Annotated in this window: 8 protein-coding genes; 2 read left to right on the top strand and 6 right to left on the bottom strand. The window is 46.4% G+C overall.

Going from position 1 to position 13,516, the window contains the following annotated elements; translation table 11 throughout:
• Window positions 1-156: 156 nt before the first annotated feature.
• On the bottom strand, window positions 157-612 hold the full coding sequence (locus NL645_RS09965; protein WP_041852897.1) for a DUF2850 domain-containing protein: 456 nt from the start codon (window positions 610-612) through the stop codon (window positions 157-159).
• Window positions 613-774: 162 nt separating this feature from the next.
• Here NL645_RS09965 and argA point away from each other — a divergent pair, with 162 nt between their 5' ends.
• Window positions 775-2,112 (top strand): amino-acid N-acetyltransferase, encoded by a 1,338-nt coding sequence (argA, locus tag NL645_RS09960; RefSeq protein WP_012841478.1) that lies wholly within the window; start codon window positions 775-777, stop codon window positions 2,110-2,112.
• A gap of 415 nt (window positions 2,113-2,527) precedes the next feature.
• Entirely contained in the window at window positions 2,528-2,716 is a 189-nt protein-coding gene (locus tag NL645_RS09955; RefSeq protein WP_074191720.1) for a hypothetical protein, read from the top strand.
• 48 nt (window positions 2,717-2,764) lie between these two features.
• Here the strand turns inward: NL645_RS09955 and NL645_RS09950 are convergent, their stop codons facing one another.
• The 5 genes from NL645_RS09950 to recC form a co-directional block, all read right to left on the bottom strand.
• A complete protein-coding gene (locus tag NL645_RS09950; protein ID WP_046874995.1) occupies window positions 2,765-3,136 on the bottom strand; it encodes a hypothetical protein in 372 nt (123 codons plus the stop codon).
• A 26-nt stretch (window positions 3,137-3,162) separates the two neighbouring features.
• A complete protein-coding gene (locus NL645_RS09945; RefSeq protein WP_182032723.1) occupies window positions 3,163-3,537 on the bottom strand; it encodes a hypothetical protein in 375 nt (124 codons plus the stop codon).
• A 156-nt stretch (window positions 3,538-3,693) separates the two neighbouring features.
• Entirely contained in the window at window positions 3,694-5,841 is a 2,148-nt protein-coding gene (recD, locus tag NL645_RS09940; RefSeq protein WP_253651646.1) for an exodeoxyribonuclease V subunit alpha, read from the bottom strand.
• The gene (gene recB, locus NL645_RS09935; protein ID WP_253651708.1) at window positions 5,841-9,515 is read right to left on the bottom strand and encodes an exodeoxyribonuclease V subunit beta; all 3,675 of its coding nucleotides are present in this window, start codon (window positions 9,513-9,515) and stop codon (window positions 5,841-5,843) included. The genes recD and recB overlap by 1 nt, the downstream gene beginning before the upstream one ends.
• Before the next feature lie 327 nt (window positions 9,516-9,842).
• On the bottom strand, window positions 9,843-13,334 hold the full coding sequence (gene recC, locus NL645_RS09930; RefSeq protein ID WP_253651645.1) for an exodeoxyribonuclease V subunit gamma: 3,492 nt from the start codon (window positions 13,332-13,334) through the stop codon (window positions 9,843-9,845).
• Window positions 13,335-13,516 lie beyond the last annotated feature (182 nt).

Raw genomic sequence — 13,516 nt, 5'->3', positions numbered from 1 at the left:
CATTCAGTTAATGCAACATGATAACAGCGGAAGAATTACGGAATTGTCCGGATTATGTTTGAAAGTAAGATTTACCTATTGAGAGATGAAATTGTGATCATCCATGTGACTCACAGACGCAAGAGCTCTCTGCTTAAAAGACAATGATAAAAACGACTATCTTACCGCAATCCTTGCACGTCCCTCTAAACGGAATACAGGTAGATAATGTGCATTGGCATCCAGCTTCATTTCTGCATGCTGCTTACCCACAAAATTGAAGTGCCGCTCATTTGAACCCACTCGATACGAAAACGAATCCCCATCGAATTCAAAACTGGTAGCCACTGTAGAACCATTTACAGTAACACCGTGCTCACTCAACACAAATTCTTCACGAGCATAAGGCGCAACATCTTGCTCAACCCAGCGGCCATAAATAGTCGATTTAGGAATAGGCGGATTAATGGTTCGAGTAATCAAATCACTATACAGCATGCACACGACAACGGTTCCAACTATCGCTATAAGCATAAGAGAACGCTCTAGCCACTTACGAAGCATTGATTTAGATGACGTTTTTGACAGATTTGAAGCAGTGATCGCAGCATTCTTATTAACAGCAGAAGACATGAGGTTCACGTATTGAGAAAAGACGCGCTCATTGTAACTCTCCCCCTCAACGGTACCAAGAACCTACCTCAATATGTTTGTGCTTTATTCCAAAATTTCACCTTGCCACCAAGTGAATAAAAAGGCATTATTTTGACATAATTAAACAAAGGAATGGCTGTAGTGAAAATTCGTAGTACTGCTCTCGTAAAAGGATTCCGTCAATCAACACCTTATGTCAATGCTCACCGCGGAAAAACCATGGTGATCATGCTGGGCGGAGAAGCCGTCGCACACAAAAATTTTGGCAACATTATTAATGATATCGCCCTCATGCACAGCCTCGGAATCAAAGTCGTGGTGGTGTATGGTGCACGTCCTCAAATTAATCAGCTGCTAGAAAAACAAGACCTCACTACGCCTTACCACAAAAATATCCGCATTACGGATGAATCGGCTTTATCTGTTGTTATGCAAGCTGCCGGACAACTTCAGCTTGCGATTACTGCGCGCCTATCAATGAGCCTCAACAATACTCCGATGGCAGGTACCCAGCTCAATGTCGTTAGCGGAAACTACATCATTGCTCAGCCACTCGGCGTTGATGATGGTGTGGACTATTGCCATAGTGGACGCATTCGCCGCATTGACACCGACGCGATTAATCGCACGCTCGACCAAGGCTCTATTGTGCTACTTGGCCCCATTGCGAGCTCTGTGACTGGCGAGTGTTTTAACTTACTTTCTGAAGAAGTTGCGACACAACTGGCGATCAAATTAGGCGCAGACAAACTGATTGGTTTCTGTTCAGAACAAGGTGTCATTGATGACAACGGTAATGCTGTCGCCGAGTTGCTGCCAATTGAGGCGGAGCATGTTATCAAAACGCTCTCTGAAAATACGTCTCCTGACCTAGATTACAACACTGGGACACTGCGCTTTCTTAAAGGCTCTATTGCCGCTTGCCGTGCCGGAGTACCTCGTAGCCACTTGATCAGTTATAAAGTAGATGGCGCCTTAATTCAGGAGTTGTTCTCTTTCGACGGCATCGGAACCCAAGTTGTTATGGCAAGCGCTGAGCAAGTGAGACAAGCTAATATTGATGATATTGGCGGTATCTTAGACCTCATTCGTCCTTTAGAAGAACAAGGTGTACTCGTTAGGCGCTCTCGAGAGCAGCTAGAACAAGAGATTGGAAAATTTACCATCATCGAAAAAGACGGCTTGATTATTGGCTGTGCTGCCCTTTATCCATACCCAGAAGAGCGTAAAGCTGAGATGGCTTGCGTAGCGATTCACCCTGACTATCGTGATGGAAACCGAGGTTTGTTACTGCTCAACTACATGAAACATCGTTCTAAATCCGAAACCATTGATCAGATTTTTGTCCTCACGACACACAGTCTACATTGGTTCAGAGAGCAAGGTTTTTACGAAGTCAGTGTCGACTATTTGCCCGGAGCCAAACAAGGGCTATATAACTTCCAGCGTAAGTCAAAAATCTTAGCGCTAGATTTGTAGCTTAACCTTAAATCAGGAAGAGAAATTTAAGGTTCCGCTATACCAACACCTCAAGGTGCGGGATTCAGTTCATTAACGCTCAACCCTGCACATCGAGCTTGTTTAGGAACGAGTTTGTTTAGGAGTAAGGCCACACATAAACCCTACTCCGGACTAGCGGGTCATCATGTAAACCCAACTTAGAAATGCGCAAACCATTGCTTAATTTTCGTTCCAATTTTATCTTTTAAATATACATTTGGTTGGCTATACTCTGCTCGCTAGTGATTGGTTTTTAACCAATACGAATGGATCTAGGTGATGTAATGTAGCCTTCACCCTAAAATACTGGGCAATTGAAAAACTAGTTAGCTCCGTATTGCACACCAAGGACAGTTGTTAATCTGACTTTAAATAAGCCGAGACGAGCACTGTTATGAGAACAATCATTTGTAATTCGCTTCAAAGCTTCTGGGATATGGCTGACAATCAGTTTTTAGAAGGCCTAGACGTCCACTGTGTTTTCCCCGTAAATGACGCTGTCCGAGATTTTATTCTTGCTTATCAACAGCAATACAAAATACGCAGCGTGTCTTTTACCAATGCGTTTGCAAAACATGCATAAAAGAAGACCGAGCCATAAGCTCGGTCTTCTTTTAAGTACGTAATCAATTCAAAACAAAATCATAGCCAACAAAGATGCAAAAATAGTGACTACGATAAAGATTAAAATAGTCCAGTACACTACCCCAATACTTATGAACCACTTTGGGCAAACTCTACGAATATCTGTTAGCTTTCTTTTTTTGGCCAACTTAGGAAATGCAACTGCGGCAACAAGGGCTAATCCATGTATTAAGGCCCCAAAGTGACATCCAGAAACTAAAGCAAGCTCAATATCTGTATAATGCTCACTAGTGTACGCATAGCGCTTTACTTTTTGCGGCGTGATAACAATAAGCAAAATACCTACTATCAGGTACCAAAAAACTAACAAAGCACCTGCAACAAAAAATGTAATAAAAGAAACTTCTAATAACTGCAAACTTCACCGACCTTCTATTCCAGCTCTCAAGTAATAGACATCCAAACCACCATTGAGCCTAAAGTGATCATAGCTAGAAGCAATAAAACGCTTATATAAATACGGCAAATTCCGATGAATAGACCGGAGCAAACTTGATGAATATCAGCAAAGCCCCTTCTCCTCGCTAAAGTTGGTAAAGCGACCGCCGCAACTAAGCCTACACCATGTACTAAAGCACCAAAGTGAAAACCCGAGACTAAGGCTAACTCTACTTCTGAATAATGTTTCGGATTAAAAGCAAACCGCTTCACCTTTGGCGGTATAAAAAATATAAAAATTGCTCCGATAATAACGAACCATAAAAACGCGCCTCCTCCGGCGATAAAGAAGGTTAGAAAAGACGAGTCGAGCAAACTCATATTCAGTTGCCTTTGATATGCGAATGAGAAAGGAGAAATATATCTTTAAGGAAGAATATTACTCAATAGCAATCCATTTTTCATGAAAACGAAATGGCGGATATAAGACCCGCCACAAAGAATCATCTTCGAAAATGTCACAATCACAAGTAAAAATTAATTCGTAAGCCGCTGTACTAATCCACTCGCGCGAGCCGTTTTCACCTTAATGCCTCGCTTCAGAACATTGAGTTCGGCGTAAAGAGCTAAACGCTTTTTCGCGCGGGTAATACCTGTGTAAATCAACTCACGGGTTAATATCGGGCTAAAGTCTGGTGGTAATATCATCAGAGTGTAGTCAAATTCACTGCCTTGCGATTTATGGATGGTCATGGCGTAAGCTGTTTCATGTTCAGGCACTCGGCTCGGTAAGACTGATTTCACACTGCCGTCAGGTAACTCGAAAAAGACTTTCAAACGTGGTTCTTCTTCACTGTCATCTCGCATGCAAATACCGATATCACCGTTATACAAACCTAGACCGTGATCATTACGCGTAACCATGACGGGTCTGCCGTGATACCAAATTTCATCCTGAACCTGAATTAACTTGCGCGCCGCGAGTGCTTTCTCAATACGCTGGTTTAGCCCCGCTACACCAAAGTCACCTTCACGGATCGCGCACAGCAGTCGGCATTGGTTGAAGGTATCTAACACCGCTTTGGCTTTGTGAGTTAGCGACTCTGGCTCTCCGGTTTCAGGATCAGTTTCCTGTTGTCCAATGCGTTTGAGGTAATGACCGTATTCCTGCACCAACGTCTGCATCATTTGGTTGTAATGTTGACTACTTAGCGCGAAACGTTCGATATCGGAAAAGTCACGCGCCCAGACATTATCCACACTCGCAGCAGAACCGGAGTTGACCGCTTTTGCCAACTGACCAATACCTGAGCGAGCATCAAATCGGTAACTCTTTTGCAGCATACATAAGCTATCGGCAATGCTAGATGCACTGTTACCCGTATGCGCTAAAGTATCGAAACCCGTCAGTTTTGCGATGGCTGACGCCTGCTCTTTGCCATAACCCAATGCGTGGAACGAACAGATATCACCCAGCACCGCCCCTGCTTCAACTGAGGCAAGTTGGTCTTTATCACCGAGCAAAATCAGCCGCGCATGTTTCGGTAAGGCATCGACCACTTTGTACATCATTGGCAAATCGACCATCGACGCTTCGTCGATAACTAAAATATCCAAATGCAGTGGATTCTGCTTGTTGTGACGAAATTCTGCGCTGTTAGGGATCGCGCCCAGCAAGCGATGCAAGGTGCTCGATTCAGTCGGAATTTTGGCTTTTAGCTCCGGAGAAACCGGCAGCTCTTGCACCGCTTTACCAATGGATTCGGTTAATCGCGCTGCGGCTTTACCTGTTGGTGCCACCAGCTTGATGGTCAGATTTTTCTCTTGTGTCGCCTGCTCAATCAACGCAGCAAGCAATTTGGTTACTGTCGTTGTTTTACCCGTACCTGGGCCACCAGAAATCACCGCAAATCGACGGGTTAACGCAACCGCCGCCGCGACTTTTTGCCAGTTCACACAAGCCGAGAGTGGTACGAGTTCATCCAGTGTTTGCAAATCCTGAACCTTGCGCGTATTGCTAAGCACGGCATCAATGGCGTGCCAATCCAACGATTCGCTTGAGACCACATCAAGGTGATCACACACCAATTGCTGACGCAACACTTGGTTGCTGCTTCCCGCTTCTACTGCTTTGCCTAACGCGTTAAACAGAAAATGGTATTGGCGCGCAAACAGATGGTTGAGCAACTCGGATAATCGCGCTAACTCTTGCGGCTGCAAGTTCACTACAGCGCCCAACTGATTAAGCTTTTCCGCCAGTGTCACTTCATAATGCCAATAGCGGTGCAGATACAGACGCTCGCCATCGAAAATCAGCGGTAAGGCTTCTCCTTGCGCGCCGACCACGGCGGAATTTTGTAAGACTTGAATCCAGTCTATGCCTTGCAGCTGAGTGTTGAGTGCCAATGCCGACTCACCGAACAGCCCTAACTTACTGGCTAAATCCGCTGATTGCCCTTGTGCATCGAACAGAGACAGACAGATATGTCCTTTGCCAAGCTCACTACTGACAACACCAGCGATAAACGCCAGTGCTTGGCTATCCGACTGTTCATCATGCGTTTGAGAATCAATAAAACAGGCGAATTGGTAGTCGAGCTGACGAATGGCACCTTTGTGCGCCAAACGTTCTAGCACTGCCAATAGGCTATCTTGGTCAGCATGAAGATTGTGATTTGTCGTCATTAAAGTAGCTCCATCTGCCCGGCTTGAGTTGCTCTTGTTTCCAGTGCTTGACCATCAATCAAACGATCCATCTCTTGTAAGAACTCTAAGGTTGGTTTCGCAGCAAAAATGCCGTGGTCACTCTGCCCATCCATGCCGCGTAAGAACAAGTAATATACACCACCGAAGTGCTGCTCGTATTGATAATTCGCCAATCGGCTGCGTAGGAAACGATGCAGTGCTAACGCATAAATCTGATACTGCAAATCGTAGCGATGATCCGCCATCGCCGATTTCAGAGCCTCACCATGGTAGTGCGCCACATCGTCGCCAAGATGATTCGATTTCCAGTCAAGCACATAGTATTTACCTTGATGTTCAAACACCAAGTCGATAAAACCTTTGAGCATGCCTTGCACGGTTTGGAAACCTAAATCCCCCGCTTTCGCCGACAACGGATCGTGACGCTGAATAACTCGGTTTAACGCCGGTGCAGACAACACTTCAATCGGCAACAAAAATTCCATCTCCACCAAACGTTGCGACGGTGCTTTTTGATTCAGCAGCAAAGACTTACCATCCAACGGCGTTGCGAGTACGGTATCAATCAATTGCTGTAAAATGGGCAACCACTCTTCATCGAGCTGTTCGCTTTCCATCAAGCCAAGGATGATTTGTGTATTCTCTTCCGTCGTGGCTGGCTGAGTAAATTCAATTTCCTCAAACAGGCTGTGCAGGAACGTACCCGGACGCGCACCACGAGGGAAGGTAAAAATAGAACGCTCTGGCTCCACCAAATCCGCTTCGTCTTGTTCTTCAGATGAGTCAATATCAAAACCCGTAATCTCAATCGTGGCATCATGCTCGGCGTGATGAGAGCCTTGCTTGACCAAGCCAGAATAACTGGTGATGCGCCAGTTTCTGTCGATAGGGTTTTGCAGTTCTTTCGCACTAAGATCGTGTATTTCTTCTTGTGGCGCTACGTACTTATCTTTGAGTTGCTGCGGCGGATCGGCCACAACGACACAATCAAGCTCGTCTTGTTGCTTTGTTAAACCTTGGTGCAAATCGTTAATGCCACCTTCTTGACCATTTTGAATCAAATAGCCAATCGCACTGCGGTGTACACCAGTTGGCTCTTTGGTCGAACGGCCATTGCGCAACGGTGAGGCACCGATAAAACACGCATAAACAGCACGCGTTAGTGCCACGTATATCAAGCGTAAGTCTTCCGCCAAACGCTCTTTGTCCGCTTGCTTCATGGACGCATCGTTGCCAGTGATATCCAGTACCGTGCAGTCATTGGCTGCATCGTAATATTTGGCTTCACTGGCTTCTCGATAGCTGAACACAAACGGCAGAAATACGAGGTCATACTCCAAGCCTTTTGATTTGTGAATAGTTACGATCTGCACTAAGTTACGTTCCGATTCTAAACGTTGGATTTGGTCATCACTGCCACCCAAACCGTTTTCCGCATCACTGATAGACTGAGCGAGCCAACGCAGCAGACCGTGGTCGCTATCCAGTTCATTACTAGCTTGTTGAAGCAGTTCACCGATGTGCATTAAATCGGTAAGTACTCGCTCACCATTCTCACCCTGTGAACTCGCACCTTCTTCTAGTAATCGCTCGGCAATATGGCGTTTGCTGATCACCGCGCGTAACATCGGCAGCACACCACGCTGAACCCAAAGTTTGCGATATTCTTTGAATTCGTTTACGGCATTTTCCCACACCACTTCATCGTTATTAAGCGCATCCAAACTTGCTGCATCGAGGGCAAACAGCTCAGAGGCAAGACTTGCACGCAGCGCACGGTCATTTTCTGGAGTCAGCACCGCTTGCAGCAAACGCTGTAGATCCTGCGCCACCGAACTGGTAAACACACTGTCTCGGTTAGACAGGTACACACTGGCAATGCCTTGGTCTGCTAGCGCTTGTTTGATCATTCGACCTTCACTACCTGTTCGAACCAACACCGCGATATCGCCCGCTTGAACCGCTTTCTGTTTTTCGCCATTCACCAGACACGCTTGCCCCTGTTGAGCCTGCGTCAAAATAGTTTGGATTTGGCTTGCGGTCGCCTCTGCCATTCGAGTCAAATACTCGCCTTTTGGTAGCGGTTTATCGTCCGCTTCTTGCAACCAATAAGTCAGCGCGGGTTGCTTTTGGCCACCCATAGTCCAAATGCGTTTTTCGGCATTGGGACTGTACTTAACGGGTAAGAACGGAATATCCGAATCATAGATAAATGGACTGTCTGGCAAAGCAAATACTTGGTTTACCGCCTGCACCATATCTGCACTAGAACGCCAGTTGGTCCCAAGCGTGTAGTGGGCACTTACTTGGTTACGCGCTTTGATGTAAGTGAAAATGTCTGCGCCACGAAAGCCATAAATCGCCTGCTTGGGGTCACCGATCATAAACAAACCACATTCCGGGTTGTTCAGATAAATACGGCTGAAAATACTGTATTGAAGCGGGTCAGTATCTTGGAACTCGTCAATCATTGCGACAGGATACAAAGTACGAATACGCGCCGCTAAAAGCTCGCTTTCATCCGTATCGATAGAAGCAGAAAGTTGCGTCAGCAAATCATCGAAAGAGAGCCACTGTTTTTGATTTTTCGCATTGGCCAGCATCACACGACAATGTTCAATCGCATGCGCAAGCAGTGGCGCTTTTAAGCTGATTGGATTGGCAAGAAATGTTTCAATGGCTTCAAATACCGCATGCTGCGGCGCACTGCCTTTCGGTGTTTTTTCCAACAAGACGTTTTGCGCGAATTTCTCCAGCTTGTCTGGATAATCGTAACCTGTGGTTTCCGTTGCTGCCCAAGCGTTTACCGCCTCCAACCACGACGGAAGAGACTTTTTGGTGTAGCTGCGTTTGTTAATATCTGAATCTGAAATCAGCGTGAAGAAGTCATCTTGGCTTTCTCGCCACTGTACTTTTAATTCATCAATTTTTTTCAAATTTTCAGTATGAAGATCAGCCAAACTGCCTTTCATTGCAGGAACAGAAAGGCTTAACGGCGCACCAGTTAAGTAATTGCTGATGTCAGACAACAACGCAGATGGAGAGCTCCATAGCTGGCGAATTTCCCCTGCCAAGGTAAACGGCAACGGGTAGAAATTGCGACGCCAGTAATCGGCTACAACTTGCGCTTTTAGGTGACTTTCATCGGTCACAAACTCGTTATTAAATCGGCTGCCAGATTCAAACGCATTTTGCGTTAGCATACGTTGGCAAAAACCGTGAATGGTGTAGACCGCCGCCTCGTCCATCTGACGCTCTGCCTGCAATAAAACTTCTGCGGCTTGCTTGTGATCGTCAAACTCATTAAGCAAAGGTTGGATCACCGGATCGGAACTCTGTCCACGCGCAAACGCGATTCGCGCATCATGGATTCTTGCCCTGATACGATCGCGTAATTCCGCAGTTGCCGCTTCGGTAAAGGTTACGACCAGAATTTGGTCGACCGTAAGCGGGACGCGATGTCGAGTTTCCGCGCTGCCGTGACCAAGCAAAAGGCGCAGATATAAACCTGCAATAGTGAAGGTTTTACCTGTACCTGCTGATGCCTCGATTAACCTCGCACCATGCAGAGGAAACGTCATCGGTTCTAGTGGCGTTGGTTGAGGTTGCTCTGTGCGGTCTAACGTATGTAGAGGACACTCTGCACCTGACATTTGATCCATAACGCTGAATCTCTCCGGATTATTTACTAGGACGTATCACCTAATAAATGTGATCTATAGTTAAAAATTCTATTAATATGTTTAACAAGTTGGATAATTTAGAGCTTTGTGAGATCTTTCTCACGGTTATCCATAAGACGTACCGTTAGTATGCGCCCCACGAGATAAGCCAAACCTTTTTGGCGGCACAACTCAAATGAATTAAACAAAAGTATCATGGTCCCTCTGACCTTGTGGCCGTACAGCGAACGCCCTACAAAAAATAATGATTTTCTGGCGGCCACCCTACTCTTCCTTCTCTTTATCCAACTGTCTTTATTACGCTTTTACATCATCAGCGTCTTGAACCGCTAAGCGCGCACCTTGCAGTACTAATGCTGTCAGCAAACGAACTTCTGAGGCCAACTCATCATTCCAAGCAGGCCAAATTCGAGAGATGTACGCGTTATTGCCTTCGCCCGGGCTCATGAAGCCATCATTGAATGCGTCAGCCATTTTCTTCAAAGATTTCTCTTCGTCATCGACCCACTGACCGCGGCTAAAGCCCGCTTCAACACAAGCCAACGCCGTTTTCGGGAAATAAGGCAAAGGCTTAGTCATACCCTCGAAGAACAAGCGAACTAATTCAGTCAGTCGCTGTTTGGCATACTGCGCATCGGCAATTTCTGGGTAGATCAAATGCAGCGCGCCTTCTTTACGATCGTAGCCAATCAGATGAGTTTTCTTGGCATAACCCGACGCCGACATGGCAAGGTGATCGATCCACGCAGCAAGGTAATCCTGAGCTCGAATCTTACCGCTTCGGTAGAGAATCAACCCAGATTGGTAACACTGGGTTAGCCAACCTGTTAGGCGAACGTTTTTCTCTTCGCCTTCATTTCGCTCAAATAAGGAGTCAAACGTCAGGTCGATTTCCAAATCGTCTTGAGGCGCACCAGATAAAAACGCCAGTTTATCCACCAGCTCTTCCGCCTGAACTCGGTTGGTTTCAAACTCGATATCACCAAACGCCCCCACCGGCAGTTTGCCTTGCGCGCGCTGTTGACTCATAAAGTGTTTAAGCACCTCTGTTTTTTTCTCTGGCTGCATCAATGTCGTTTCAAGCAAGGTTTCTAACAGCTCATCACGCATTTGATAACTTTCCAAACCACCTAAAACAAAGGGTTCGTCGTCTTCCATCACCGGCAGTGGCGGTTCAAAGATTACTTTTAAGCGACGATTGAAAAAAAACTGCACCGGTAAGCGCCAGAAACGTTGCAATTCGACTAAGTCGAGCTCAAGTGGGAACGTCGCTCCTAACAGATAGTCGTCTAATGCACGGTTAAAATCACGACGAACATAGCCTTGCGATTGACTACTTTGAGTCAATGCCGCTGGAATCCACTCTTTCGCGTAGCTGGCGTGCATGCCTTGGAACGCACTTGGGCTAAACGGCACCATGGCGTGGGTATTCACCAACGCGTTTAACAAGTTGTCGCCAGACTCATCAACGGGCAACGCTTCATCACCACTTAAACAATAGTTTTGGTGGCAGTATTCCATCAGCTCAGAAACCAATACCGAGGGCACTCGCTCGGTGTTGTCTTGGATTGAACGGCCAACATAACTGATGTACAGCGTTTGCTGTGCAGACAACATCGCTTCGAGGAATAGGTAACGGTCATCATCTCGGCGCGAACGATCGCCCGGTTTGGTTCTTCCCGTCATCAAGTCAAAACCTTCCGGCGGCATGGAACGCGGGTACACGCCGTCATTCATCCCCAGTAGACAAACGGTTCTAAACGGAATAGAGCGCATCGGCATCAGGGTACAAAAGTTCACTTGACCAGCAAGGAAGCGCTGGCTGACTCGTGTGCCAGATAATTTGTTTTGAAGGTACTGGCTGATGATCGACGGCGATAACGCATCATCAAATGCGGCATCAGCCAATTGCTCTTTGAGTTGGCTGAGCGTATCGCGAATGGATTTGAGCGCCATTTCACCTTCTAACTCAACTGAGAAGAAGTCATCCAGCAGTGAAACCAAAGTCTCTCGCCAACCATCAATAGTCTGAACATGAGAAAGTTTGCTGCGATAAGTGCTAATTTGTTGGATAAAGTGTGCCAACTTGCCCGCAAGCTCTGCGCCCATGCCTTGCACTTCGTTGTACGGAGACAAACTGCCTTGCTCGGTTTCAAACAAACCTGCGGATTCTGGCATCGCGTAGCCAAGCAACATGCGTTGAATACCAAATTGCCATGTGTTTTGACGGGTTTCCGGCAGTTCAAATTCGCGTCCGGTATTGGCATCCAACCCCCAGCGAATTCCCGATTCTTCAACCCATTGTTTGGCTTGTAAGAAATCATCTTCGCTGAGTTCAAAACGCTTTAATATCGCCGGAATTTCCAGAAGTTCGAGTAGTTCTGATGCCAAACAGCGCGTATTGGGTAAGTTCACCAACTGCATAAATGCGGCAAGAATTGGGCTCTCTTGGTCGGCGGTTCGGTCAGAAATCGAATAGGGAATAAAACGCTCACCCGGTGCGTTACCAAAGACCGCCTGAATCGCAGGGCTGTAAGCGTTGATGTCCGCGACCATCACGATAATATCGCGCGGTTTTAACGTTGGGTCAGCATCGAACATCGCCAATAGTTGATCATGCAGCACTTCCACTTCACGCATCGGGCTGTGACAAGCGTGTAGGCTCAGTGATTTATCACCCAAGCTAACCACTTGTTTGTGATGACTGTTTTCAATCTGTTGGTCATCTTGATGTTCTTCAAGATTGAGAATATCCGCTTGCAATTGATGGAGCAGACTGTCGCGCTCAACATCAACAAACGCTTCAATTTCATGAGATTCCAGCTGAGACAAGAGGTACATATTGTCGCGTCCGAGTTTACCCATGGACGCCAACAGACTGTTTCCGACCACATCGGTGTGCAGCTCATCGATCACATTATCTTCCAGTGAACCTTTCAGTTGCTCAGTTTCACCTTGCACTTCCGAGTGATCGTCCTGCCACACAACGTGCTGACGATGTTTCGCCGCCAAACGAGCCAGATATTTACGATCTCGAACTTCACCCCAGTAATAACGACAAGGGTTGGTGAACATCAGATGCACGTCGATGTGTTCACCAATTGCTTTTAGCGCATCCATATAGCGAGGCGGCAACGAAGAAATGCCAAAAACAAACAAACGCTTGGGTAAATGGTCAAAATTGCCGTTAAAACTCGCTAATGTGTCGATAAAGTGCTCATAAAGGTTGGCACGGTGATAAGGAGACTGTCCTAATGACACAGTGTGATCGTACAACGCTTGCCACAGGATCGGCTGCCACGGATGCTCATCTTCCAGCTCTGGCACACTCTGCCCAGCTTCCCAACTTGCGATCCATTCCGGACGATACACCAAGTAACCATCGAAAATATCAGCAATTTTCTCAGCCAGCTGATACAGCTTAGAGTGGTCACTGTCATCTTTGAGGTACTGCGCTAACGGCGAAAACACCTCTTGGTTGAGAAGCCCCGGAAGCAGATGCATCAACTTCCACGTCATCGCTTCTTTGTTAAACGCACTGCGTTTTGGCACGTCTGGCAACACCTGCGTAAACATATCCCAAATGAAGGTAGCAGGAAGCGGAAAATCAATGTTCGCGGCAACACCAAACTCTTTGGCCAATTCCATTTTTAGCCACTGGGACATGCCCGGACTTTGAACCAGAATTTGTTCTTTTTCGAACGGGTTTTCCAGCGGACTGATTCGAATCAGTTCGACAAGGAGTGATTTGAGAACGTCAACTTGGTTGGAATGATAAACAGTAAACAAATTGGGAATACCGAGCGCCGATTGAAACTGTTAGCTAGCTTAGCACAGCCCCATTTAAACCCGCAGTGATCTCGCGTTCGGAAAAAACAAAAGGTTATATATCACTCAAATAGAGTATGAATCTTCTTAATTTTCACATGTCAATCAAGTCTGACACTTCCATACAAAATGTGACATTCGTC

Origin of the sequence: Vibrio sp. Y51_MX_L26, assembly GCF_024181935.1 — a bacterium.
Classification (GTDB): Bacteria; Pseudomonadota; Gammaproteobacteria; order Enterobacterales; family Vibrionaceae; genus Vibrio; species Vibrio diabolicus.
This window is presented reverse-complemented; position numbering and strand designations above follow the sequence as displayed.